The organism is Halobacteriovorax sp. ZH5_bin.2, assembly GCF_043196375.1.
Lineage (GTDB): Bacteria > Bdellovibrionota > Bacteriovoracia > Bacteriovoracales > Bacteriovoracaceae > Halobacteriovorax_A.
Map to the genome: position 1 here is coordinate 269,939 of NZ_JBEBMJ010000001.1, position 25,833 is coordinate 295,771.

The window sequence follows — 25,833 nt, forward strand, 5'->3', positions numbered from 1 at the left end:
TGCATCATATATTAAATAGGCTCTTACAGTCAAAGTAATAGACGATTCCATTAATCCTAGGCATATTAGTAATATGAAGTTTCTTATACTTATCAGCGTCGTTTTATTGAGCTCTTGTGCGGGGTATCGCTTTAGTGACTCAAGTAATCCGTTTGAGGCACAAGGTGTTCACAGTGTAACAGTTTTTGTTGTTAAGAATCACACGGGAATAACTGGCCTTTCACAAATCTATACCGATCAAATCGTTGAAACATTATCTTCATTTAGTAACTTAAGAGTTCGTACCGGAAAGAATTATCGCAGTGATGCTATCTTACTTGCGGAAATTACGAGTAAGAAGACAGCGGGTAAAGAAGTAAGAGAGCAGGGTGATACACTGATGAGTGATGATCAAAAGAATCAACTTGGTGGAAATAGGAACGCCTTCTACCTTTCAACTGAAGGTGCTTATGACTTTGAAGTTGAAGTTAGCGTCTTTAAAAAACCAAATTTTGAAGAAATTAAATTCTATGAATCATTTTATAAATTAGATCATTCACAATTTCCACGTAGTATCTTTTCAAAGAAGTTCTCTATCAATAGTTCATATATCATTGAAAACACTGTTGGAGGAATTGATAGTTCTGCACCTTTAAGAAGTGTTAAGAATAGAGGAACATTTAAAAAGTCTCTAGCAGATGATGCGAAGGATTTTGGAGAAGATTTTAGAGAGGTACTTCTTTATGCCTTCTAAGAAGCAAAGCTTTGAACTTAATGGAATTGATAAGATTGTTTCTATTTTGGAAGCTTTTGAAGGTGTCTATCACTTAAGTGTTCCAGATGAGTTTACCTCAAAGATTATTTGTGACAGTTTGGCCAAGAAAGCAAAAAAACTTTGGCCTCATGAGTTTAGCCTCGACTTTATTGAGCAAGAGCTTTTAGCTGGTGGTGGTTTATTTGGCCCTTCTGGACCATTCATCATTATTGATGCTCAAGAAATTAAGGCAAATGCATTCGAAACTTTTAATAATAATCGTCATTTAATTAATGAGTCGATTATTTTTATAACGAAGGGAAGGCTTCCAAAAGGTTTTCCTAAAGATGACTTAACAGCACTTTCTTTAAGTGCTCCAAAACCGTGGCACTTTGGCCAATATCTCGATGTATTCGCTAAGTACTTTGGTTTTCAAATCTCACCACAAATTAAAAACTTTATTGAGAAATCGGTTCCAGATAATGCCAGTGACTATTTCAATTGTTGCCATATTCTTTCTCACCATGTTGACGAAAGGGGAGCGATCTCTCTTGAAAAGGCGAAGTCATTAATTAAGGTTAAGAAGTTAGACTTCTTTGATCAGGCCGATCTATTTAACCAATCGAATCTTAAAAGGTTTTATTTAAACCTTCTTCTAATAGAAGATGACTTCGGACTTTATCTAGATTTCTTTCGATCTTTTCAAGGACACGTGAATAAAGTTATTGATCCTTCGTATTTGGCAGCGAAGAAGTCTCCAAGTAAGTACGATCGAGGGATTCAACTTGCTGCTCGTAAGTGGGACTTTAACGAATTAATAGATTTTCAACAAAAGATGATTAACTTTGAGATTATGGCGAAGTCTAAGGACTTCTGGCTAAGAGACTGCCTAAGAAGGGAATACTTAGGTCTTTAGAAATATAATAAATTATTAAGAAATAAGCACAAACACAAAGAGCGGAGAAGTCTCTCCGCTTTTTATATATTCAAACTTTCGTAAAAGATTAAAGTTTGTTGATTTGGCTAGCTAGTCTAGACGTTTTTCTACCAGCAGCGTTACCTTTAATAACACCGTGCTTAGAAAGACGAGAAAGAAGCTTTTGTGCAGTTACTAGAAGAGATGATGCTTCTTCTTTTTTTCCTGCTTCAATAGCGTTTCTTACGTTTTTAACAGCTGATTTAACAGCAGTTTTTCTTGCAGTATTTCTTTCGTTTCTAACAATTGATTGTCTAGATCTTTTCTTTGCAGATTTGTGGTTTGCCACAATCGACTCCTACGTTTAACTTGTTCAACATCTAATTAATAAGCCCCTTTTTATAATCTGCCAAGGGCCCTTTTGCAAGGGAAAAGTTAAATTTACACGATAAGTCACTATAATTTATTGAATGGGAAGGGTGGTCCATAGGACCAAATAAGGCCCTATTTACCAGTAATTTAATGGACGATCCCTTATAAATTAGGTACTTTCAATGCCAATACAAAGGAGACACAATGATTAAACAAATTGCCGTTATTGGAGCGGGGCAAATGGGGCGTGGGATTGCTCAGGTTGCCGCCATGAATGACTATAAAGTTTTTATGTATGATATCTCGGCCGAGGGCCTTGAGTTCGGTTACAACTTTATCAAAAAGCAATTGGACAAAGGTGTTACTAAAGGAAAGTGGGAGCAGTCATATGTTGAGACAACTCTTACAAACCTAACAGCAACTTCGGATATGGCCGATCTTAAGGATTGTGACCTATTTATTGAAGCTGCAACTGAAAACAAAGAAATTAAATTTAAAATCTTCAAGCAACTAGATGAAATTGCAAAGCCTGAAGCGATCCTTGCTTCAAACACTTCTTCAATTTCTATTACAGAAATTGCCGCTGCGACTTCTCGTCCTGCAAAAGTTGCTGGAATGCACTTCATGAATCCAGTTCCTGTAATGAAGCTTGTTGAAACAATCACAGGTCTTGAGACAAGTGATGAAACGATCAACGCAGTTGAAGAGGCTGCAACTAAAATGGGTAAAACTGTTGTACGTGCAGATGACGTAGCAGGTTTTGCTGTTAATAGAATTCTTATGCCAATGATTAACGAAGCATTCTACACACTTTATGAAGGTGTTGCTGAAGCTAAGGGAATCGACGATGCCATGAAACTTGGTTGTAACCAGCCAATGGGGCCACTTGAGCTTGCAGATTTTATCGGTCTTGATACTTGTCTTGCAATCATGGAAGTTCTTCACGATGGCCTGGGTGATACTAAGTATCGTCCATGTCCACTTCTTAAGAAGTACGTAACAGCTGGTCGTTTTGGGCGTAAAGTTGGAAAGGGTGTTTATGAATACTAATTTTGAAACAATTGCATTTGAAAAAATGGGTGACTTTGGTGTTTTAAAAGTTAACCGTGAAAAGAAATATAATGCTCTTAATTCTCAAGTTCTTCATGAGCTAAAGGATTTCCTATCTTCACTTAGTGAAGGTCATGACCTTAAGGGAATGATTTTTACAGGTGCTGGTGAGAAAGCATTTATTGCTGGTGCAGATATTGCAGAAATGAGTGATATGAGTGTTGATGAAGGACATGACTTCTCAACTCTTGGTCAAGATGTAACGCTTCTATTTGAAGGTTTAAATATTCCAGTGATCGCTTGTGTAAATGGTTTTGCACTAGGCGGTGGTTGTGAGATGGCCATGGCATGTGACTTTATTTATGCAACAAATACTGCTGTATTTGGTCAGCCAGAAGTGAAGCTAGGTCTTGTTCCTGGCTTTGGTGGAACACAGAGACTAGCTAAGCTTATCGGTCGCAATCGTGCTAAAGAAATAATCTACACTGGACGTAATGTAGATATTAATGAAGCAAAAGAAATAGGCCTTGTTGTTCGCTCATTTGAGACACAACAAGAAATGCTTGATGAGGCAGTGAAAACTTTAGAAAGTATTGCTAAGAATTCACCAAATGCTGTCGCGATTTCTAAACAAATTATGAATGAAGGTAATGACCTTACAATTGAGCAAGGTCTTGATATTGAAGCTCGCCACTTTGGTGATATTTTCTCTTCTTACGATATGAAAGAGGGGACAGCGGCTTTTGTTGAAAAAAGAAAACCTGTATTTAAAGGGGAATAATAAATGATGTTAAGTGACTACCAAGAACTTAGAGACCTAGTTTCTAAATTTGCAGACAGTGAAGTTGCACCACTTGCTGCTTCTATTGATAAGAACGAAAAGATTCCAACTGAGCTTGTTGGTAAGCTTGGTGAGAATGGTTTTCTAGGTTCATATGTTCCAGAAGAGTACGGTGGAGCAGGTATGGACTACGTTTCATACTCAATCATTGTTGAAGAGATCTCTCGTGCCTGTGCTTCAACTGGTGTTTTAATTTCAGCTCACACATCTCTTTGTGTATACCCGATCTTAAATTTTGGTAATGAAGAGCAAAAGAAAAAATATCTTCCAAAACTTGCTTCAGGTGAGCATATTGGTTGTTTCTGTCTGTCTGAACCAAATGCTGGGACAGATGCTGGTTCATTAACAACTTATGCAGAAGACAAAGGTGATTACTACGAAATCACAGGGACTAAAAACTTCATTACAAATGGTAAAGAAGCAAATATTGCAGTTGTTTTTGCAAAAACTTCAAAGACTGATAATTACAAAGGAATCTCTGCATTCATCGTTGAGTGTGACTCGGAAGGTTTCGAAGTTATGAAGTGTGAAGAAAAGCTTGGGATCAAAGGGTCTTCTACAGCTCAAATTGCATTCGATAAAGTAAGAGTTCCAAAAGAGAACTTACTTGGTGAATATGAAAAAGGTTTCAAAATTGCCATGAATACTCTTGATGGTGGACGTATTGGTATTGCTGCTCAAGCTCTAGGTATTGGTGAAGCTGCTTTCCGTTATGCTAAGCACTACTCAAATGAAAGAGTTCAGTTTGGAAAGCCTCTACATGCTCTTCAAGCAATTCAGTTTAAACTTGCTGATATGAGTACAAAACTTGCTGCGTCACGTCTTCTTATTTGGGAAGCATCTCGCAGAAAAGATAATGGTGAAGAATACTCACTACAATCAGCTCAAGCTAAGCTTTTTGCTGCTGAATCTGCAATGTGGATTACAACTCAAGCAATTCAAGTTTGTGGTGGTAATGGTTATACAAAAGAGTATCCGGTTGAGAGATTCTTCCGTGATGCTAAAATTACAGAAATTTATGAAGGGACTTCAGAGATTCAAAGAGTGGTTATCGCTGCTAATGAGCTTAAGAGCTTAAAGTAGATAGTTGTTCAATTGAAAGAGAAGTGATACGGTTTTAACTTGTTATGTTAAAGAAAATCTTGGAGAAAGTAGGCATGGCCAAAAAAACTACTAAGAAGAAAACAGCTAAGAAAGCTGCAAAAAAAGTTGCGAAAAAAACGACTAAGAAGACAACTAAAAAAGCAGCTCCTAAGACAGCTAAGAAAACAGCTAAAAAGACTGCAAAAAAAGTTGCGAAGAAGACAACTAAATCAGCAGCTAAGAAAGTTACAAAAAAGACGGCCAAAAAAGCTGCTAAGAAGGTAACGAAGAAAGCGGCCAAAAAAGTAGCCAAAAAAACAACTAAGAAAGCTGCCCCAAAAACAGCAAAGAAAGTAACTAAAAAAGTTACAAAAAAGGCAGCTAAAAAAGTGACTAAGAAAGTAGCCAAGAAAACAACAAAAGCAGCAGCAAAGAAAGTAGCAAAGAAAGCGACTAAGGCACCAGCTAAGAAAGTTGCAAAGAAAACAACTAAAAAAGCTGCGGCAAAAACAACTGCAAAGAAAGCAACGACGAAGCCAACTAAAGCAAAAGCTAAGAAGGAAGAGATTGTTGAAGAAGTAGTTGAAGTAGAGGAAGAAGTTGTTGAGCTTCAGCCTGAGCTTTTTGAAGAAGAAGTAGAAGAGGTTGAGGAAGAAGTTGTCATTAAAAAGACTCCACTTCCATCATCAGAAGAAGAGAAAGTAGAAGAAGTATTTAGACTTGCTGAAACTTTAGATTACTTCCTTGGTGATACGGATGAGTGTTTAGCAAAGGGATGTGATAACCCTGCTACAACAGCTGGTTTCTGTCGTCTTCACTATATTGGATATTGGAAAGAGATCAAAAACAAGATCTCTATTCTTGAAGAAGGAATGCTTCAAAAATATGTAAAAGAGATTATTGGTAAATATCCGGTAAAAGTTATCGATGAGATCTTAAAAGATCTTAGTGATGATAAGTCATTCGTTGATGTTCTTCGTGAGATGGATATCGAAGCGGATGAAAGCTTTGACGAAGTTGATGATATTGATGCAGAAGACGATCAAGATATCGCTTTCGAAACGAAGTCATCTGTTAAAGCTATTATGGATGAGGAGTAGCGTCATTGTTTGCCCACAGGCAAACTATTGGACGCTACGCCAGCTCCCCAATCTTTAGCTAAAAAATTATTTCAACAAGCCGGGTTCAAGCCCGGCTTTGTTGCCTCTGGAGCAATGGGAAAGCATCCGCAAAAAAAAAACGATATTTTCACAAAGTGAAAATGAGTGAAAATTCTTTCTTACATGACCGAAACACGCGAGCTTTGCTCTTAGCGATACTTTAGCGAAGCTAAAGTTAGCAATATGCCTTCTCATATAAACAAAAGCGACACTTTCACGAAGTGAAAGTAAGCAACAAACCTTCTCATATAAATAAAAGCGACACTTTCACGAAGTGAAAGTAAGCAACAACCTTTCTCATATAATCAAAGCGACAATTTTACGAAGTAAAATTTAGCAAAAACCAAAAACTACTCACCCTTAAACAAACTTAAAAGGTAAGTGTTAATGTCACCAACATCAAGTGTGGCATCATCATTTGAAGATTCAGAATAGTCCATACCTGTTGATGCAAATTTTTCATTGAGCTCATCAGCAGAGTAGCCAATCGATCCTAGATCAACTCCCATCTCTTGATATTTTTCACGGTTCTCTTCAGATAGAATTGAGTTTTTCATCTCCATGGCAAGTGCACGAGTGTTTCGTTGAGTGTCTTCATTCTCATCTCCACTGCGAATTTCAAGATATGAAGAAACAATATTGTTGAAGTGGACGAGTTTTGAGAAGTTTTCCGCTCTCTTTTGTGTTTTTTCAGCAAGTGCGGCTATTGTTTCTAGGTCTTCGACCTCGCTAAACTCATCACCCTTTGTTGTATGCTTCTTTATTTCATCACTTAATGACTGAAGGATAGCGTCTTTCTTGGCTTCGTAGCGTTTGGCGATTTGGTCTTTTACACCTTGTACTGTGGCAAGATTCTTTGCTTCATCCTCAGTGTAGCCTTCTTCAATTAATAGCTTTGCAACTTCTTCTGGATTATCTTCGATATCCTTAAGTTTTTGTAGTGTGATTTCTTCTTGAACTTTAAGCTCTCCAAGTAAGGAGTATTGTTCTTCTCTATTTGATGAAAGAAATTTTTGACAAGCTTCAGCGTCTACGATTTGGCCATCTTTATAGCACTCTTCCATTGCTGCGATCTCTTCTTTTTGACCTTTGGCCATCGCTTCCATTGCATCCCCAGAAGAGATTGTTGTAAGAGCATCAATACTCTCGTCAGAGTTCTCTCTTGAGTCATACATTTTTACGTTTGATAAACTATCAGTACCTTGTAGTTTTTCAAACTTTTTTGCAATTCCATCAGTTGTCGTAATACTCTGTCTTGCTAACTCAATATATTGAATAACAGTACACGCTCTAGGGTAGGAGTAGCGAACGAGGGCATCACACTTATCAACTTTTTCATCACTATCTTTACCTGCAACATGCTTGGCACATTCATTAACGATATCTGCACGGACGACTTTACGGCCACCTTGAGCGTTACTTGGGTCAGGGCTGAAGACTTTGAATTCTCCGCCCGCCGCACCTGCGTAGCAGACGGCATTAATATTACCAATACAGGCTTCCCAATTACTTGCTGATTTTAGAACTTGTTTTTGCTCACCTGTATTAGGGTCTGTTTTAACAACAGTTTGATTAAGGCCTGCAAGGTTTTCATTTTTAATAGTTTCTCTTTCTGTTTCATCTTCAGAGATAAGAGGATAACCGTAGTTCTTCGATTCAATACAATAGCTTGTAGCCGCAGAGATAATATTCTTACCTAATTGTGTTTTATATAATTCAAAGAAAGTTTTCTGGCTGGCAATCTTATCAAATTTACCTTTAGTGCTATCAAATTCTCCGTAGAGAGCCTTTTCAAGTTTTTCGATAAGAAATTGCTTTAAAGTTTCAAGGCCCTTAGATGTTCCTTTCGTTGTATCCATTGTTGTACGATAACGTCCTGATCCATCTTTACCACTTTGCTTTTCAACTAATTTATTGATCTGTTTAAGGGTTCCTTCATCTGCTTGAATTTTACTCCATAGGCAGTTTCCAACTTCAATTCCGTTGAATGAACTTCTTTGTGCTTCTTGTTTGTAGCATTCAGAGTACATATCTTGAACGCCTGGTACACTCATGGCGCTTTCAAACATAGGGTTTTGACTTGTTAGTACTTGAAGGTAGCGTGCTTCTCCAGTGTCATTGCTATTCTTTGCAATGGCACTAAAGCTTAAGCTCGTTAGAATGAATAGAGTTTTAAACCTCATAACCATATTATACTACTCGGTTATTTGGGCAGATAACTTTAATTCAATTTGATTTAATTTTATGTGATTTTAGTAGGTTAGGAGAAGTCGAGAGGGGAGGTTGTTGCAAAGAAATTGAGGACTTAACCGTCCTCTCCAATTGCTTCAACTGGGCATGCCTCAAGAGCTGACATACATTCTTCAAGTTCTGCATCGTTTGAAGGTTGAAGTTTTACGAAGGCGTGTCCTTCATCGTCATTCATTTCAAAGAAGCGAGGGGCCTCCATAACGCAAGCATCACAGGCGATGCATTGGTCATCAACATAGAATTTTCCATCTACATTTTGATCAAATTTTGCGCTTTTGTCGGCCATCTCACTTCTCCAAATTATTTAAAATTACTGTGGTAATTGTGCGTATTTATTTTGCTTGAAAGTATATTCTTTACCTAACTTATCTAGCAGAGTTTTTAGAGTTTGTTGAGCACTAATATTAGTAAGTGCGTTTACATCGTAACCCTTTGAATCTGTTGACTTAGCTGGAGTTGTTGCAACAATTGTTGTTTGTGTTGCATCTTCAAAAGTAAATAGACCTGAGTCTTTTGTGAAAACTTCAGCAACTTGTTTTTCATCAAGTTCACCTGTTGGCCCAGCACCTTCAAGTTTATTGATATTGATTTCTTTAATACCAAGCCCGTATTTTTCTTCTAGTGACTTAAGTGCTTTTGAGTTTGAAGCAGCTTTTTGTACTTCTGTGATTGCTTTCTTCATTAGAGGAGCAACATCTTTTTCTTTTTGAAGAATTTCTTTTGCAATATCTCTTTGGTGATCTGCTAGCTTTGCTGTAACAGCTTCCTTGCGATCTTCGGCGTAGATAATATGGTAACCGTATGAAGTTTTAACTGGCTGCGAGATTTCACCTTTCTTAAGTGTGAAAGTTGCTTTTTCAAACTCTGGAACCATTTGGCCACGCTTAACCCAATTAAGGTCTCCACCATTGGCCTTACCTTGTGGCTCTTGTGTGTATTTCTTTGCAAGTGCTACGAAGTTCTTTTTGTTAACTTCTTTTCTGATCTTATTTGCTTCTTTTAGTGCATCTGCTTCATTACCATTTTCAAAAGTAATTAAGATATGTCTTGTTTTTACTTCTTCTTGTTGGCTTAGTAGTGGAAGTTTGTCTTTAAAAAGAGATTCAACTTTTGCTTTGTTAGCTTCTTCTTTTAGAAACTCAGTGATGTCAGAAGATGAGATCGTTACAAGTTTTCTAACGTTTGCATTTTTGATTGTGATAATTTTTGCATTTCTCTTTTCGTTATATAGCTTATTTAATTCTTCATTTAGTGCCTTTGAAACAGGTACATGTTGAACAATATTTTGAAGTTTTCTTTGTGCAATTCTTTCTTTTGTTTCTTCTTCATAATTTTCTGGAGTGAACTTATTGTATGAAAGAAGAGTCTTATACTTATTGATGTCGAATTGCTTATTTGTTTGAAAGTATGAAGTATTTTTAATGTCGTTAACAACTTCATCTTTTGAAACAAGAACACCAAGATCTTCAGCAAGAACAACTCTTAGCTTTTGGAATACTAAATTTCTGATCGCGTTGTCGTAAACTTTATACTGGCTCATTTGTTGAGAAGTAAGAGGTTGTCCTCCACCAATAAACTTAGAGTAAAAATCTGACTGTCTTTGAACTTCCATATTGAAGTCACGTACTTTGATATCATGACCAGCAACACTACCAATTGAGTCTGGTGTACCAGTGTTGAAGAAAGGGCCTGAAACCATGAATGAAATAACGATAATCCCGATGAAAAGAGTCAGGAATATCTGCGATGATTTTTTCTGAAAATTAGATGACATTTTACCACTCCATGTAATTTTAATTTTCGATATTATCACTTAAATATGCTACTCCGTAAAGAATATTGGCAGTTTAAATAATCCTGTGTACTCTTTTAATATAAAAAAAATAGCAACTTAGGATTAGAATGAAGCTAATTGCATCGGAAGGATCTCGAACCAAATTAATCATTAACCTAGTTGTCTTATCACTTGCATTTTACGGCGTGTCAAAGCGTAAGGCCCCTTATAAAGAAGCCTCTATTTTTGAAAATGTTATGATGGACACCTTGGCCCCTCTACAAAGAGGTATTTCAAATGCATACAAGAATGTAGCATCATTCTTTGAAGACTATATGCTCAATGTTAATGCGTCGAAAGAAAATGTATCGCTTAAAGAACAAATTGGTTCTCTAAAGCAAGAAGTCTTTGCATTAAAGCAATTGGAGCAAGAAAACCAACGTCTGCGTCAAATCTTAAATTTTGGTAAAAAAATCAAACACGAGATGATTTCTGCCCAAGTTGTTGCGTGGGATTCATCGAGTGACTTTAGAGTTATCCGTATCGATAAAGGCTTTAAAGATGGGATCAAGCTACAATCAACGGTTGTTACTTCTGATGGGATTGTTGGTTACGTTTATCGTCTAACAGATCACTTTGCAGATATTTTAACAATTCTTGATCCAAGTAACCGCGTTGATGTCATTGTTAACCGCACTCGCTCATACGGGATCCTAGAAGGGTATTCTGGTTGGCGTACTGTGATGAAATATGTTGTTCGTACAGACCCTGTTCGTCTAAATGATTTAGTTATTACTTCCGGTCTTGGAAATATTTATCCTCGCGGAATTCCGGTAGGGATTATCACAAAGATTGAAAGAGAGAGTTACGGAATTACTCAACACCTTGAAGTAACTCCAACTGTCGACTTTTCAAAACTAGAAGAAGTTGCTGTCCTTGTTCCTTCTGAGGATCAAGATAAGAAGCGAGTGGAGTGGGAAGCTCTAGAGAATAATGCCCAACAAGGAGATGGGAGATGATTAAGTCTTCAGATATCCCAATTCGATTACTAATTACTGTATTAATCCTAATTGTTTTAGAAGTTCTGGCCAGTGCGTTCTTACCACTATTTGGCCTTAACAAGTATATGATTCCATTTAATGTACTTCTTGTTCTATATATTGGTTTCAAATTAGAAACTCCATACCTTGCAATTATCATTTTAATTCTTCAGTTAACACATTCCCTATTTTCTATTGAAGGTTGGGAGTATGGAACGATTTCAGGAATTCTAATTTGTATTGTTATAGGTTACTTAAGAGACCTTCTGCATTTTACAAGTAGCTTTATTACAATGCTTACAGTTTTTCTCTTCCAAGTACTTTGGTTTTTAATTAGTTCATCATTACTTTACTTAAAATTTGATAGCTTCGATTATATTGTACAGAAATTTTGGCGCTTTATTCCTGAGAGTATTATCTTATCTTTATTAGCTCCAATTTTCTTCTCTCTACTTGATAAGGTATGGAGAACGAAGAGTGAAGGCCTCATGGGGAATAATGTCTAATGTTTGCTGAAGAAGAAGTAGTTCGGTCCCATAAGACTAGGGCCGACATTCTATTTACATTAATCACACTTGCATTCGCGGTTATTTTAATACGTTTATGGTACTTACAGATTTACCAAGGTGACCTTCTGTATCAATATTCAATTCAAAACCGACTAAGAAAGGAAACGGTTAAGGCCCCAAGGGGAATGATCTTTTCTCGTAATAATCAACTACTTGTTGATAACGTTCCTCGCTTCGACTTAGTTATCATTCCTCAATATCTTGATAATAGAAAAGAGACGATTAAAAAGCTTGCTAAGATTCTTGATATGAGTGAGAAAGAAATTCATTCGACTTTAAAAAAGTATCGTGGTCAAGCACGCTATCGTCCTGTTCGTATTAAGAAGAATATCTCTAATAAAGAAGTTGCTATTATTGAGACAGAGAACGAGAAGCTTCCTGGTGTTCAGGTCGAAACATTTATTTCACGTGAATATCGAGACAAAGAAGTAGGCTCTCACTTATTAGGGTATATTGGAGAGATTTCTCAAAATCAACTTCCACGCTATCGCAAAAGAGATAATATCGACTACAAGCTTGGCGACTTTATCGGACAAGCTGGTGTTGAGGAAAGATTTGATCGTGATCTACGTGGTGAAGATGGTTATCAAATTATGGAAGTTGATGCCAGAGGGCGTATGCGTCGATCTATTGGAACGAGTAATATTCTTGCCGGAATTGAAAATAAAAAGGCAACACCTGGAAATAATCTAAGGCTAACTATTGATCGAGATATGCAGAAGACGGCCTATAAATCATTAGAGGGAAAAGTTGGTGGAGTAGTGGCCGTTGACGTTAGAAATGGTGAAGTTCTAACTATGGTTTCACGTCCTTCTTTTGATCCAGGACAATTCTCAAAAGGTTTAACTTCAGAGTATTGGAACTCTCTCATTAATAACCCTGATCGTCCTCTTCGAGATCGTACGATTCAAGATCACTATGCACCAGGTTCTACTTTTAAAGTCTTTACAGCAATTGCTGCTTTAGAAGAAGGCATAATTAAAGCTAAAGATGAAGTGATGTGTGGCCCTCGCTTTCGCCTTGGACGTCGTACATATAATGATTGGAAAAGATCAGGACACGGAATTACTGACTTATATAAATCTTTAAGAAGATCTGTAGACGTTTATTATTACAAGATTGCAGTTGAGCTTGATATTGATATTCTTGCTAAATACTCGAGAATGTTTGGACTTGGTGAAAAAACTGGAATTGCATTACCACGAGAAACAACGGGACTAATCCCAACTCGTGAATGGAAAGAAAAACGCTTCGGAGAGAAGTGGCAAGATGGTGAAACGGTAAGTTGTGTTATCGGGCAGTCTTATATGCTAACGACACCTCTTCAGTTAGCCGTTTCATATGCGGCCATTGCTAATGGTGGGAAAGTTTATAAACCACAAATTGTAAGAGAAGTTTTTAATAACAAAGGTGATATTATTAAAAGCTTTAAAGAAGATCTTGTCCAAACAGCTAAAGTAAGTGAACAAACTTTAATTGATGTAAGGCAAGGCCTTTATGAAGTTGCAAATCACCCTAGAGGTACTGGTTGGTGGGTCAGAGGGACTGGTGTTAAGATGGCCGGTAAGTCAGGAACATCACAAGTTATCTCAATGAGTACAACTGAACTTTTCTCTCGTTGTGCTGATAAACCGTATAATCAAAGACACCACGGTTTATTTGTGGCCTTCGCTCCTTATGAGAACCCGCGTGTTGCAGTTGCCGCTGTCGTTGAACACGGTTGTTCAGGTTCAGGTGCTGCTGGTCCAATTGTTCGTAATGTCCTTACAACATATATGAAAAAGTATATGCCTGATCTTCATAAAATTTACGCTAAGGAAGATCGTAAGATAATGTCTGACTTCTTTGCTGAAAGAAGAAAGAAGAGACAAGAAGCTGAAAGGCTAAAAGCTGAGAAAGAAAAAAAGAATGAAGAGTCTGACGGTGATGATGAAGGTCAAACGGAAGATTAAAAAGTGAGAGCTTAATGGATTTATCTAATATTAAAGAATTTTTTAAAAGGTATGATTTTTCGTTCTTTCTTTTAAGTACGGTAATCTTCTTCTTCGGAATTCTAAACCTCTATTCAGCAACTCATGCATCAGCTTCGACTGCGCATGCTAATTTATTTAAGGTGCAGATCGGTTGGTACGCTCTTTCAATTGTAATTGCTTTTGTTATTAGCTTTATTAACCCTCAAAACCTTTATCGCTTTGCTTGGCCTATCTATCTATTCAATATCGTTCTGCTCATCTTAGTAATCGTTCTAGGTCACAAAGGAATGGGGGCAAGGCGTTGGCTAATGATTGGTCCTATTAGGTTTCAGCCTTCGGAGTTAATGAAGATATCTGTGATCTTCGTCTTAGCAAGGTACTTTAGAAACTATGCTCCTGATAATGAACTTGGACTAAAGGATTTAATCAAGCCTGCCATCCTAGCTTTTATCCCAACGATTTTAATTATTGTTCAACCAGACTTAGGGACAGGGCTTCTTATTCTTTTGATTTTCTTTACAATGGTATTTTTTAGAAAACTAAAGTGGAAGACACTTCTTATTCTCGCACTTGTTGGTCTTGTTAGTGGTGGAGTGATGTATCAATTTGGTCTAAAGGAATATCAACGAAATCGTATTAGAACATTCATCAACCCCACTGCTGATGCAAAGGGGACTGGCTACAATGCCATTCAGTCAAAAATTGCGATCGGTTCAGGAAAGATATTTGGTAAAGGTTTAAGAAAGTCATCTCAGGCTTCACTGAACTACCTACCTGAAAATCACACCGACTTTGTTTTCTCAATTTACAATGAAGAACATGGATTCTTTGGAGCCATTCTTCTTATTGGACTCTATCTCTTTTTATTCTTTCGATTTGTCTGGCTATCCGTGAACGTCAGTCGAATATTTGAGTCCGTCACCATTATTGGAGTTATGAGTATTTTCTTTTGGCACACCTTTATCAATATGGGGATGGTTATGGGACTGCTTCCAGTAGTAGGATTGCCTCTTCCTCTGATGTCATATGGAGGTTCTTCTCTTTTAACTTTTGGGGTTTGTATAGGGGTTGCTACTTCAATTTCAAATACGAGACGCTTCTTTTAAATAGGGGAGTTTTGGCATCGATAATGCATCTATATAGGTAATACACCTTAATATGGAGCAAATATGCCAAAAAAGATGATCAAACTTTTAACACTTGTCCTATTACTATCCGCACCACAGGCTTTTGGGGCCGGTTTTGGTAGTGAATTCGAGTTATTCGATCGTCTTAAGGAAGATATGTGGAATCTAGGGCTAGATTTTGAATATGTTCATACTGCTGATCTTAAATTACCTAATACTGACGCCATTCACGAAGGTGGAGAGATGGAACAGGGACAGCTTCTTGTGAAATCAGTGCCTTATGAATTGATCCATCGTTTTGAGCGCTCATTTTAAGATTTGATTAAAATAGTACTAATATTTGACTATGTCTTTTTACTCTCGCTACAATATTCGTGCTAGTGAGGTATGCAATGAAGAACGTATCTGCAATTGGAAGTTTACTGAAGAAGATCTATCGTATCTACAGTAATCACATTCTTAGTTATCTACAAGAGAAAGGCTTTACAGACTTAAGGCCGAGCTTTCTTGAAATTCTTATTTATATTTGTGAAAACGAGGGCCCGACGATCAAGGAGATTGGTTCTGCTTGTGGCCTAAAGAAGCAAACAATGACGAGTCACTTAAATGAATTACAAAAACGTGGCTATATCATTCGTAAGTCTTCTGAAGTTGATAAGCGTGAACAACGCGTTTATTTAACGGAATATGGTGAGAAATTTAAGTTCTCTCTCTTTGATGTTCTTGAGTTAATTGAAGGAAATTATTCGAGAAGAATTGGAGAGGTTGAGCTTGAAAGAATTCAATCTACTCTAGAGAATATGCACAACAAATTAAATAATGTTGAAAGGCATACATTAGAGTCGAGGATTCAACTCAACCTATCACTCGATTTTTAGTAAATAGTTTAAGCTACTTTTACAACAACGGAACCTTGTGTTGCTGGCCAAAATTTGTAGCCACCTGAAACGTTATTCACGTTAAAGAAGCCTTTCTTTACCAGCTTTTCACACGCCTGAATTGACTTAAGTCCATCTTCGCTAATGACTAGGATTGGTGTTGTCTTATTTGTGATCTCAACATAGCGGTGATCGAGATCTTCATAAGGAATATGAATTGCGCCTTCAAGCTTAACAGGCTTCTCATAATCCTTTGGAGTGATATCTAAAATAATATAGTCCATATCCTTGTCTTCGTAGACATCAAATGCCTTGCGAGGTGATAGGTCATTATATGGAAGTCCCATTAGAATCATATTATCATCAATAAATTCGCCATTCTTTACGCGAATTAAATGATTTCTTTGAAGTGAAACAGAGAAGTCGACTTTTTCGTCAATCTTTGCAAGGTTACGCTCAATATTAGTTAGTCTAGTATTGATAAAATCAAGCATTTGAAAATATTTTAAATCCACGAAATTCCTCCTCGTTCCAATTCCATATCGGCTAAACAAAAGGAGTAATGAGAAAACGAGTCTTGATTAGAAGAGCGGGTAAAAATTTCCGTAATAGATATTCCCAGTGATAACCGTCGTTAAGAAGCATGAGGTGAAAAGAATAGCTCCTTCATAAATACCATACCCGAGCTCTACACTTAGGTTTGCATCATCAGTATCATCTTTCTTAATTTGTAGATCATCTTGAATTGAGAAGACCAGAATGAGCCCCTTTCTAATAATAGGGATGATGATAATGGAAAGTAGGATTTTTAGAATCACTTGAATTGTATACCACTTAATATCTTGTAGAGAGTGATCAAGAGAAGAAGAGATAATTGTACAAAGTCCTAAGATGAATCCCATATATGAAATTGCAACAGCAAGACTTTTTTGAACGAGAAGTCTGTTAAAAGAGAGCTTCGATATAATTTGAAAAGTTTTAGAGCAGAATCCTATGAGAACAACGGCAAAGAGCCATAGGAATAGCGTCATAATCAGAGAGCTATTTGATACCTTGATAACTGTTTTTAAAATATAGGCCAACGAGATTGAGTGAGAAAAACATATAATAGCGTAGGCGTAATTTTTGCGACGTAAGATTTCATCAGCATATTCAAAATTGTAGAGAACAATACTTTCTAAGATATAAAGAGATGCAAGGTAGAGAGCGATAACCATTAGAGACTCTAAGAAAAGCTGCCCTAGTGCAAAGTACATCCCATCAGAAACATTGATCACAATATTTGAATAGATGATTCCAATACCAATAATTCGCCCGAAGAGGTGAATCGTATCAGTTGAGTTTTTTGATGGAGAGAACTTTTTTAAAATTTGGTGTTTTATTGATGGAAAGAGAATTAAATGAGCTTGCTTATAAATATAAATAATAAAGCAAATAATTAGTGCAAAAATAATTCGAATAATTAATTTATCGTATAACTCATTCATTCTTTTGTTCCCACTTAGGTAAACTAGTATATTTTTTTAATATGTCTTTTAGTGTTGTTTTGTTTTCACTTTTCTTCTTAAATGCGTAGTGTGCAGTGGTTACAGAACCTTTTGTTCCAAACTCATTATTTAGTCCATAGAAAGGAGAGTTTGCCTTTTCAAGAACAATCATCCTACGGTAGAAATCATAAGTTGGAGTAAAGTCTCCCCAGTGAAATAATTGAGGGAAGTTCTTATATGTTCGGTGAAAGCGCCAAACCTTTTGTCCTGAATCCGAAGTTCTCCATGTTCCATAAGCAGGTGAGCCAATGTAAATTGAACCAGGGGGCATCGGAACTGTTGAGCTTACATCATTTTCATATCTTCTAAAAAGAGACATTCCAATATTTGCTTGGTTCTCAAGAAAGAACTCACGAGAGATTCTTACATTAATTCTTTGTGGTGCCTTAAAGGCATGAATGATTTGATAGCGGTGATGATAAGTTTTAATGAGGGCGCCAGTTGAAAACTCTCTTTCAAGAATTACTGAAATAGGTGAGCCCTTAAAAATATTTGCATATGCATTAGCATTTGGAACAAAGATTGTTCTTTTCTCAGACGGAGAAAAGCTCTTCGATATACCGAGGTAAAGCAAAATTAATAGCACATAAAGTGAAAACTTATTCATATCTATTTATTATAGACGACCTTGACGAGCCTAGTCCAAAGAATCAAAGATTAATTTGAAGAAATAATTTTATTAATTTCTGCTAAATTCTCTTTGCTTAGTTTTTCCATATCACAATGAAGTCTATTAATAGCATGGGACTTCGAAAATTTGTGGAATAGGTCAGTTGCTTCGTTAATATCGAAGTACTCTGTTTTTCCACCCATTTTTGAGTTCCTTACAACTTTCATCGTGTATTGCCCCTTATTCTTTGGTCTATCTGCAGCGTAGTACTTAGATAGACGTCCTGTTGAAGATGAGCGAATTACTTCCATATTGATAGACTCTAAGTAGGCTTGAACCTTCTCTAGAGTTGCTAATTGTGAAGAGTTGAAAGATTCAAAAATCTTTTCTGGCGTTTGGTTATTAACAATCGCCCTTGCATATGGATTATTTGAGTGTCTTAAAATCTTCATAAGGTGATAATCATCGTGCTCAATATACTTTTCAATATCGGCCGGGATTAAGTACTCATATGGAGATGTTTTAAAATAACGTTGTAAAAGCTTTTCAAGGCAAACTGCACGGTAGTGGAAGTAAACCATGATGAACATGTGGTAGCGACTTAGTAGAAAATCATCAAAAGTAATGACAGCTCTTTCAGATATTCCTAACGTGGCCTTTCCATCAATAATTGCAGCTTCAAGATTATCAAGTAGCCAATCAAGATCATAAGAACCGTAGCTAACACCACAAAAGTAACTATCTCTTAAAAGGTAGTCCATGCGATCACAGTCAAGCTCACTTGAAACAAGTTGATGAAGAAGAGGGAAGTAGCTAATACCATCAATTTTAAAATAGTCATGGTCGTTAGTCTCACCACGAATAAGATCCGCAATATACTTTCTTTCAACACCAAAAGTTTTTTCAACTTCTTTTAAGCTATGTGCGAGAGAGCTATCTGCAATGGCCTTAATCGTATAGTCTTCATGAGTCGCTTGACGATCACTTGTTTGATCACGACCTAGAAGATATTCTTGAGGAATTTTTAGATCCTTAAGTTTTGGCATCACGACCTCTGTCGAGTGGCTTAGTGGAGCGTGGCCAATATCATGTAGAAGACAAGCTAGCTTAAAAGTCTCCTTAATTCTTAAGTGTTCTTTTGTGATGATTTGGTTTTTAAAGAGACGATCAAATGCCATCTCTCCAACTTTCATCACACCAATAGAGTGAATGAGACGGGTATGAGTCGCACCAGGAAAAATATATTCAGAGAAACCTAGTTGTTTAATATTGCGAAGACGTTGAAAAAAATCTGCACGAATAATTGGTTCTTCTTCTTTTAAGATGTGAATTGATCCGTGGACCGGGTCTCTTACTTCCATTGAATAACTTCCTCAAAAAATTATTTAAGCTTATCCTTATTTTGAACTAACCAGTTAATGATATCTTGCGATTCAAACATTGGCTTATCGTCAATATAGAGACAAGGTACTGTACGTCTTCCTGTTGTCTTAATATGCCTTTCTAGGGCCGATGTGTCATTCATTATATCGCAATAAGTTAAATTAATCCCTAGTTGATCAATTACATCCATAACGCGATGACAAAATGGGCAACCTGTATAGTAAAAAAATTCTAATTTCATAATATCGTTCCAAATAGAAAAAGCGGCAAAAGCCGCTTTTTCGTTATTTATATTTTATCTCAATAGATTTTAGTAAAAATCATCCTCATCTTCATTTTCTTCAGACTTATCAAGACCAAGAGCGTATCTTTCGTCTTCATCAAGATCGTCTGTTGATACTTCTTCTTCCGGTGAGTCAAATGCATCATTATATCCCCATCCAAAGCTCATATCATCTTTTTCATCTTGTTCATCGTCAGGATTATATTCCTCTTGAAGATTTGGTCCTGGCTCACTGTAGTTTTCTGCAGCTTCTAGTCCAACGCTATCTTCGCTTTCTTCAATTGTTTCAAGCTTAGTTTCTTCGGCCACTGCAAGTTTATCTTCAATCTCATACTCTTTTAGTGAGTCTGCCAGTTGAGAATCAAGAGCATCCTTGTGTTTCTCTTTATACATTGCAATTGCTTCTTCACGAGAAAGACCTTTTGTTGAGTCTTTTTTACTAGTATCTTTCTTTGCTGCTTTTGGAGCTGCTTTCTTTGCAGTTTTCTTTGTCGCTTTTTTAGCTACTTTCTTTGTCGCTTTTTTAGCTACTTTCTTTGTCGCCTTTTTAGCTACTTTTTTTGCTGCTTTCTTTGTCGCCTTTTTAGCTACTTTCTTTGCAGTTTTCTTTGTCGCTTTTTTAGCTACTTTTTTTGCTGCTTTCTTTGTCGCTTTTTTAGCTACTTTCTTTGCAGTTTTCTTTGTCGCTTTTTTAGCTACTTTCTTTGCAGTTTTCTTTGTCGCTTTTTTAGCTACTTTCTTTGCTGCTTTCTTTGTCGCTTTTTTAGCTACTTTCTTTGCTGCTTTCTTTGTTGCTTTTTTTGCAACTTTCTTTGCTGCTTTTTTTGTCGCTTTTTTAGCTACTTTCTTTGCAGTTTTCTTTGTTGCTTTTTTAGCTACTTTCTTTGCTGCTTTCTTTGTTGCTTTTTTAGCTACTTTCTTTGCAGTTTTCTTTGCTGCTTTCTTTGTTACTTTTTTAGCTACTTTCTTTGCCGCTTTTTTTGCAACTTTCTTCGTTGCTTTCTTTGCAGTTTTTTTGGCAGTCTTCTTGGCTACTTTTTTCTTTGCCATATATACCTCGCGAAAAAGTTATAAATACGTCCCTAGTATATAAAAGATCGTTAAATTTTCGCAAGCTCTTTTTTATTTATAATGGCCCATTACAGGCCATTCTAAAGGGGAGTCGGTAAATTAAGATAAATTGATTAGAAGTATAAATCAGGACCAAATTCAGAGAGTTCTGTTTTTGGAAGAGGGTTTGAAATAACATCCCCCGTGGCTTTTACATCTTCTGGGCTTCGAGGAGTTTCGCCCTCTGGTGAAAAGCCTGCCTGAAACTCCATATAATTCGATTCATTCTTTGCATAACCAGATGCAGTATCTGTTATTGATACGAGGCTAATAAGCTTTGTTGAATAGGCATTTCGACGATGGTTCTTACCCTTGTTAGTAAATGGGTTCACCGAACGGCCATTGTTTTCCCCGCCATAATCCTTACCTGGAGCATATGCTGTCCTAAGTGAGTTGTTGTTTAGAGAGGGAGAAGGTGGGTTGGCCTCGTTATTTTGGCGATACGTCGTAATATAGTAGAGGTTAGATTGATTTTGCTGGGCCTTGTTATTAATATAGGTCTTTACGGCACCCAATAGTGGGATTGTTTCACAATTATCTGGTTTTGCTTCTTCATCTTTTCCAAGAATGAAGTATGTGAAGCGAGATGCGATACTTTGCTTTTGGCACTGTGGAATTGGTAGGGCGACAGTTGTTGTCGTCGGATCCCCATCAACATCTGGATCAAATATGGCCTTTGATGCATCAATATATGCCGTTGGATCCTGCGCACTCGTATTCCTAACTTTAGTAGCATAAAAGCTGAGGGCCTTGCGAAAAACAATAACAGCATCACTTAAAGTATCGATATAGTCAGTTAGAACTCCAGTTAGAGCTTCACGGTCCTTATAGAGAAGAGTCCCATGAAAGAGTGGAGCAAAATAACCAATTGTTTTGGCCGATGGATCAATATAGCGAACAGAAGGAAAATGATCAGCTGTTGTATCAGTTTCTAAACTATCAACTGTAGGAACCATATAGTTAATGGCATCGTAATTGGTTGGAGCACGAACATTTTGAAATGCCTCCAGGAGGTTTTGGGCCGTTACACCTGCTTGATTAACAGTGTAGTTTGGAATATTTGCTCTCAGATCTACAAATTGCCTTGTTGTAAATAATCCGGCATTTTCACCTGTGATATTACTTGGATTCGGGTTGTAAGCAAGGGTTGGTAGATCTGATTCCGAAGTCGTTTGCGAGTTTAAATTGTAGATCATATTCGGGATTGTAAACTTAACATCGACGTTTGAAGGAATACCACCAATGGCCGCTGTTGTATCTGCTGCATCAAGAAAGAAGTCTGAAGTTGCTGGTAGTGGAAGGCCTTGAATCTTTACACCATCTGTTGGGTCATTAGTAGTTCTTGGGTCACCTGTTGTTGTAAATCCCATAATGAAGTTCGCACTTCTTGAACCAGAAGCATTAGCGATACGAGCAGAGTTTGAGCTTGATTCAGCGTAGTCTTTTCCAACCGTAGGAGAAACAAGAGCTGGTCCAATTCGTCCTCCAAATGGCTTTGCCGCTGCGTATGCGGCCATATCAATAACTTGGCCAAATGGGTTTAAAAGTCCTGTGTACTTAACTTTTGCCTTAACTGCATAGTAAGTCACAACCTTTGGGTTCTTGTAGAATCCAAGGATATAGCCCGGTACAGGAAGGGCCGTTTTTGTTGAGGCACATGAGGCTTCCGCTGCTGTTCCACTTGAGTCTGGAACGGCAATTGTTGAAATCCCTTCAGTCGTTGGTGCAAAAGTAGTAAAGAAAGTTGTGAAGTTCATGATCATTGGAACAAGATCAAGATAGCGCTTTGAAGAGGCAACAAGCTCTCCACCATTATAACTGGCATCTTGAGGGATGAGAAAGCTGGAAAGCGATTGTGGAGAAGGTGTAAAAGTTTTTGGTGCTAACTCATAAAGAACTAATGAGTTCTGTAGGGAAGAACCAAAGCTTTCATTAAAAATCCCACCACCAACAGACTTAGATGCTGCAAAATAGGCCTTAAGTGGTCGATCGTTAATTGGAATACCTGTCGACTGGTTCTCCATACTTAGTTGTTGTGGATTTATACAGCCAGTAGCCGCACCACCACCACAAATTCCTTGAGTAATAGGTGGGCGATTCACAATCATTTCAAGGTTTCTAATTCGAAGGGCAAGCTCCATCGATTCAATCCAAGCACCAGTGCGGTCTGCAGCTGCAATTGGAACATCGTTTTGGGAAACTCCAGCGGCAAAGGCATAGTTCTTTGCGGCCGAAAAGTTGTAAGTCGAACGAACCATACAGTTCTTGGCCTTTAAGTTAACAAAGGCATCCATTGTTCTTTCAAACTCTTCACTTACATCTGGAATACCTGCAACGTGAAAACGTGGAAGACCAGGGATTTGATAAATTGTACAAAGGTTTTCATTATTACCTGAACCAAAGTGAAGGCATATAGAAGGAACGTTATAATGGTCACCCTTAACACCACTACTAAAGTCAGATCCCGTTTCATCAAACCTTTTTAAGGCAAAGTTCATTGTCGCTGTTGTATTAGCGTGAGTATTTTCATTAGCAAGCTGACCTAGAACGTAGTACTTAAACATCCACTCTTTATAAGTATTTCGCATTTCCCAGTTTAGGTGAGCGATATTTGTTAGCTGTCTGGCCTGGGAGGCTGCCCCTGACCATGCAGCCGAATCAACTGCATTTTGCAGATTGATCTTGGCCTTTACAAAGAGTCCTACATTCACCACAAATGCGATAAATGAGAAGATGGCCACGAGGGTAACTCCAAAGAAGATACTGATTTGGCCTTTTTTATTTTTAACTAGTTTTTCTGAATGTGAATGATGTGCTTGTGTCATAGTGCCTTATTTTTCCGGTAACTTAATGCTACCGAAAGTGGCATTTATGCGTCAATTCATATGAACACTTTCTATTTTCAGTTAGTTGCACTGAGTTATTTTGGCATTGAACTTGTAATAGTAATAGGTACCAAGGATATGGTGCCTGATCCCTGGAGTAGAACGTTTGTGCAGGCAAGGCTAACCACCTTAACCATGGCCACATCGGTCATCTTTAAGTACCTGATTATTGGGTGCTTATCTCTACCAGGCTTATGGTCTTGTTCGACTCATGGATGAATAAGAACAGGGCCTGGTACCTTTTTTACCTGCTTATAACAGGGGAGTTAAATTGGTAAAATTAAGGAGTCGAAGTTTGTTAACTTTGTCGATGCTTAGGAGGGCGATAATTGAAGACATTGAATTCATTTAATCCATTAGAGACGCGTACTTACAAATTTAAGAAAGCGCATATTGAATTCTTCTGTCCTCTTTGTCGCACTCAAAGGGCAGTTATCACAAACCCTCATATGAATGCAAAAAATTACTTCCAAGTATTCATGCTGACTGTTGCTACAACTGGGATGCTATACCCATTTGTGAGCTTTGCAGGAATCTTCTCATTCTTTCTATACTGGGCCGGTTTTGAAGCAGCACTAAGACTGAATTTCAAAAAAGAAATACCATGTCCTCATTGTGGCTTTGATGCAGCATGGTACAAGAAAGATGTTCGTATCGCTAAGTCGAAAGTAAAAGAGTTTTGGCAGACCAGAGGTGGCCATGCTCAAATTGCTCCAGAAAATGTAGAGCAAGCTTTTGCAGACATGAATTAAAAAAAAATAGAATCCCAATTTTTTCACTTTTATCATTTCAAGCTCTTGACGCAGCTTGCTCTATTTTTTGTATTTGCAAGGCTATTTATGACTTCTCGATAAGGGAAAGTCGTATTATTGTAGTAAAGTATTAAGGTAATACTCAACCTTGCGGTTATAACTGAATTCTAAAGTATTGTTTCAGTTATACGCGATTAAGATTGGAGGAACAAATGAGTGTAAACAAGGTTATTTTAGTAGGACGTTTAGGACAAGATCCAGAGCTTAAGTACACACCATCTGGGATGGCAGTATGCAACTTCTCACTAGCAACAGGTGAGTCTTGGACAGATAAAAACGGACAAAAACAAGAAAGAACTGAATGGCACAGAGTTGTTGTTTGGGGAAAACTTGCTGAATTATGTGGTCAATACCTAGCAAAGGGCCGTCAAGCTTACTTAGAAGGTCAACTTCAAACAAGATCTTGGGAAGACAAAGACGGTAACAAGAGATACACAACAGAAATCAATGCAAGAACTGTACAATTCCTAGGTGGAGCAGCTCCATCTGCAGGTCAAGGTGCTTCAATGGGTCAGTCAAATAACAACTCATTCAATCAAGAGCCACCTCAGCAAGATGATATGAACCAAGGTTACGATATTTCATCTAACGCTTCATTCACAGCTGATGACATCCCATTCTAGAGATTAATTTTCTAAATAAATTTGAATACTTAAGGCCACTCTTATGAGTGGCCTTACTATTTGTTAAAGAAATCTTAACTTCTTGGCGATAAGTGAGTTGATGAGTCAGTTAAGATTTTTAACATTTTTAGTTGTTTTAGCTTCGTGTGGTTCTTTTGAACAGCACGGTGGTCTTCTGCCGTTAAGTAAGGTTGAAAGTAATGAGATGCTTTTAACTGAAAGTGAAGAGGCTGAGTATCGTTATCTTGCAGACCTTTATGGGATCTCGGAAGAGAAGCTGGATCTTAAAGGTGATGCTCCAAAGAGAGTTGTTCAAACTGAAAAAGATTGGCAACTTGAGGATGTAAACCTCAATGAAATTGAAAATAGCTCATTTGTCATCAGTGATTATGAAGTAAGCTTCGTTGAAGATAAATTTAAAAATGAAGCTCAACTTGTTGCCGAGGCCAAGGCGGCCGAAGCTGCAAAGAAGAGAAAGTCTCGTGGAATTGCTTCTGTTCCAGAAGTAAGCCTAGTTCACAAGAAGAGAAGACCGGCCTCGCTTTTTGCTATGGCAAAGAAATCAACACCAGAATCAATTCGTTACTATATTGCCAAAAAAGGCGCTGATGTAAATGAGAAGAATAAGAGAGGGGATACTCCTCTTCATATTGCGATCAAGAATAAGCGTTTTGACAATGTTCGTGCACTATTAGGAATGAAGGCGGACCCCAATATACCGGATGCAAGTGGAAAGACTGTTGCTCAGTATGCACAGGAGATGGGACTAGACTCAATTATAAAATTAATGAAGAAGAAATAAAAAAAGCTCCCG

Annotated in this window: 26 protein-coding genes; 15 read left to right on the top strand and 11 right to left on the bottom strand. The window is 37.4% G+C overall.

Annotated elements, in window-relative coordinates:
• Window positions 1-73 precede the first annotated feature (73 nt).
• Together ABMA76_RS01315 and ABMA76_RS01320 are read left to right on the top strand one after the other, a co-directional pair.
• The gene (locus ABMA76_RS01315; protein WP_393060690.1) at window positions 74-733 is read left to right on the top strand and encodes a hypothetical protein; all 660 of its coding nucleotides are present in this window, start codon (window positions 74-76) and stop codon (window positions 731-733) included.
• Window positions 693-1,649, top strand: a complete 957-nt coding sequence (locus tag ABMA76_RS01320) for a hypothetical protein (protein WP_392910275.1) — start codon at window positions 693-695, stop codon at window positions 1,647-1,649. The genes ABMA76_RS01315 and ABMA76_RS01320 overlap by 41 nt, the downstream gene beginning before the upstream one ends.
• An 88-nt stretch (window positions 1,650-1,737) precedes the next feature.
• On the opposite strand, the gene rpsT is transcribed toward ABMA76_RS01320, so the two are convergent.
• Window positions 1,738-1,998, bottom strand: a complete 261-nt coding sequence (rpsT, locus tag ABMA76_RS01325) for a 30S ribosomal protein S20 (RefSeq protein ID WP_021268462.1) — start codon at window positions 1,996-1,998, stop codon at window positions 1,738-1,740.
• 227 nt (window positions 1,999-2,225) lie between these two features.
• Between rpsT and ABMA76_RS01330 the strand changes: the two genes are divergently transcribed.
• The 4 genes from ABMA76_RS01330 (at window position 2,226) to ABMA76_RS01345 (ending at window position 6,095) form a co-directional block, all read left to right on the top strand.
• On the top strand, window positions 2,226-3,071 hold the full coding sequence (locus ABMA76_RS01330) for a 3-hydroxybutyryl-CoA dehydrogenase (RefSeq protein WP_393060692.1): 846 nt from the start codon (window positions 2,226-2,228) through the stop codon (window positions 3,069-3,071).
• Complete coding sequence (locus ABMA76_RS01335) at window positions 3,061-3,852, top strand: enoyl-CoA hydratase/isomerase family protein (RefSeq protein ID WP_392910271.1); 792 nt, start codon at window positions 3,061-3,063, stop codon at window positions 3,850-3,852. Before ABMA76_RS01330 ends, ABMA76_RS01335 begins: the two co-directional genes overlap by 11 nt.
• Window positions 3,853-3,855: 3 nt before the next feature.
• The gene (locus ABMA76_RS01340) at window positions 3,856-4,995 is read left to right on the top strand and encodes an acyl-CoA dehydrogenase (RefSeq protein WP_392858529.1); all 1,140 of its coding nucleotides are present in this window, start codon (window positions 3,856-3,858) and stop codon (window positions 4,993-4,995) included.
• 74 nt (window positions 4,996-5,069) lie between these two features.
• The gene (locus ABMA76_RS01345) at window positions 5,070-6,095 is read left to right on the top strand and encodes a hypothetical protein (RefSeq protein ID WP_392910269.1); all 1,026 of its coding nucleotides are present in this window, start codon (window positions 5,070-5,072) and stop codon (window positions 6,093-6,095) included.
• A 410-nt stretch (window positions 6,096-6,505) separates the two neighbouring features.
• On the opposite strand, the gene ABMA76_RS01350 is transcribed toward ABMA76_RS01345, so the two are convergent.
• The 3 genes from ABMA76_RS01350 to ABMA76_RS01360 form a co-directional block, all read right to left on the bottom strand.
• Window positions 6,506-8,338 (bottom strand): hypothetical protein, encoded by a 1,833-nt coding sequence (locus ABMA76_RS01350; protein WP_393060694.1) that lies wholly within the window; start codon window positions 8,336-8,338, stop codon window positions 6,506-6,508.
• 122 nt (window positions 8,339-8,460) lie between these two features.
• Entirely contained in the window at window positions 8,461-8,691 is a 231-nt protein-coding gene (locus tag ABMA76_RS01355) for a ferredoxin (protein ID WP_021268351.1), read from the bottom strand.
• Window positions 8,692-8,715: 24 nt separating this feature from the next.
• Window positions 8,716-10,179, bottom strand: a complete 1,464-nt coding sequence (locus tag ABMA76_RS01360; RefSeq protein ID WP_392910265.1) for a SurA N-terminal domain-containing protein — start codon at window positions 10,177-10,179, stop codon at window positions 8,716-8,718.
• 128 nt (window positions 10,180-10,307) lie between these two features.
• Here ABMA76_RS01360 and mreC point away from each other — a divergent pair, with 128 nt between their 5' ends.
• The 6 genes from mreC to ABMA76_RS01390 all read left to right on the top strand — a co-directional run bounded on the left by mreC (window position 10,308) and on the right by ABMA76_RS01390 (window position 15,766).
• Complete coding sequence (gene mreC / locus ABMA76_RS01365) at window positions 10,308-11,198, top strand: rod shape-determining protein MreC (protein ID WP_392858539.1); 891 nt, start codon at window positions 10,308-10,310, stop codon at window positions 11,196-11,198.
• Window positions 11,195-11,725, top strand: a complete 531-nt coding sequence (locus tag ABMA76_RS01370) for a hypothetical protein (protein WP_021268664.1) — start codon at window positions 11,195-11,197, stop codon at window positions 11,723-11,725. The genes mreC and ABMA76_RS01370 overlap by 4 nt, the downstream gene beginning before the upstream one ends.
• Window positions 11,725-13,740 (top strand): penicillin-binding protein 2, encoded by a 2,016-nt coding sequence (gene mrdA, locus ABMA76_RS01375; protein ID WP_392910263.1) that lies wholly within the window; start codon window positions 11,725-11,727, stop codon window positions 13,738-13,740. The genes ABMA76_RS01370 and mrdA overlap by 1 nt, the downstream gene beginning before the upstream one ends.
• 14 nt (window positions 13,741-13,754) lie before the next feature.
• Window positions 13,755-14,867 (top strand): rod shape-determining protein RodA, encoded by a 1,113-nt coding sequence (rodA, locus tag ABMA76_RS01380; RefSeq protein WP_392858542.1) that lies wholly within the window; start codon window positions 13,755-13,757, stop codon window positions 14,865-14,867.
• A gap of 63 nt (window positions 14,868-14,930) precedes the next feature.
• Window positions 14,931-15,203, top strand: coding sequence for a hypothetical protein (locus ABMA76_RS01385; protein WP_392858544.1), 273 nt, complete (start codon window positions 14,931-14,933; stop codon window positions 15,201-15,203).
• Window positions 15,204-15,280: 77 nt separating this feature from the next.
• Window positions 15,281-15,766: a MarR family winged helix-turn-helix transcriptional regulator gene (locus ABMA76_RS01390; protein WP_392858546.1), complete on the top strand. Its 486-nt coding sequence runs from the start codon at window positions 15,281-15,283 to the stop codon at window positions 15,764-15,766.
• Window positions 15,767-15,774: 8 nt separating this feature from the next.
• On the opposite strand, the gene ABMA76_RS01395 is transcribed toward ABMA76_RS01390, so the two are convergent.
• The 7 genes from ABMA76_RS01395 to ABMA76_RS01425 form a co-directional block, all read right to left on the bottom strand.
• Window positions 15,775-16,281 (bottom strand): rhodanese-like domain-containing protein, encoded by a 507-nt coding sequence (locus ABMA76_RS01395; RefSeq protein WP_392858547.1) that lies wholly within the window; start codon window positions 16,279-16,281, stop codon window positions 15,775-15,777.
• A gap of 66 nt (window positions 16,282-16,347) precedes the next feature.
• Window positions 16,348-17,253, bottom strand: coding sequence for a hypothetical protein (locus tag ABMA76_RS01400; protein WP_392910261.1), 906 nt, complete (start codon window positions 17,251-17,253; stop codon window positions 16,348-16,350).
• Entirely contained in the window at window positions 17,246-17,920 is a 675-nt protein-coding gene (locus ABMA76_RS01405; RefSeq protein WP_392858550.1) for a hypothetical protein, read from the bottom strand. Before ABMA76_RS01405 ends, ABMA76_RS01400 begins: the two co-directional genes overlap by 8 nt.
• 50 nt (window positions 17,921-17,970) lie before the next feature.
• Entirely contained in the window at window positions 17,971-19,284 is a 1,314-nt protein-coding gene (locus tag ABMA76_RS01410; RefSeq protein WP_392910259.1) for an HD domain-containing protein, read from the bottom strand.
• Window positions 19,285-19,304: 20 nt separating this feature from the next.
• Entirely contained in the window at window positions 19,305-19,547 is a 243-nt protein-coding gene (locus ABMA76_RS01415) for a glutaredoxin family protein (protein WP_392910257.1), read from the bottom strand.
• Between the two features lie 69 nt (window positions 19,548-19,616).
• A complete protein-coding gene (locus tag ABMA76_RS01420) occupies window positions 19,617-20,639 on the bottom strand; it encodes a histone protein (RefSeq protein ID WP_393060696.1) in 1,023 nt (340 codons plus the stop codon).
• A gap of 134 nt (window positions 20,640-20,773) precedes the next feature.
• Window positions 20,774-23,524: a Tad domain-containing protein gene (locus ABMA76_RS01425; protein ID WP_392910253.1), complete on the bottom strand. Its 2,751-nt coding sequence runs from the start codon at window positions 23,522-23,524 to the stop codon at window positions 20,774-20,776.
• 389 nt (window positions 23,525-23,913) lie between these two features.
• Here ABMA76_RS01425 and ABMA76_RS01430 point away from each other — a divergent pair, with 389 nt between their 5' ends.
• The 3 genes from ABMA76_RS01430 (at window position 23,914) to ABMA76_RS01440 (ending at window position 25,821) form a co-directional block, all read left to right on the top strand.
• Window positions 23,914-24,336 (top strand): hypothetical protein, encoded by a 423-nt coding sequence (locus ABMA76_RS01430; RefSeq protein WP_392910251.1) that lies wholly within the window; start codon window positions 23,914-23,916, stop codon window positions 24,334-24,336.
• A gap of 212 nt (window positions 24,337-24,548) precedes the next feature.
• A complete protein-coding gene (locus ABMA76_RS01435) occupies window positions 24,549-25,019 on the top strand; it encodes a single-stranded DNA-binding protein (RefSeq protein ID WP_021268448.1) in 471 nt (156 codons plus the stop codon).
• A gap of 100 nt (window positions 25,020-25,119) precedes the next feature.
• Window positions 25,120-25,821, top strand: coding sequence for an ankyrin repeat domain-containing protein (locus ABMA76_RS01440; protein WP_392910249.1), 702 nt, complete (start codon window positions 25,120-25,122; stop codon window positions 25,819-25,821).
• Window positions 25,822-25,833 lie beyond the last annotated feature (12 nt).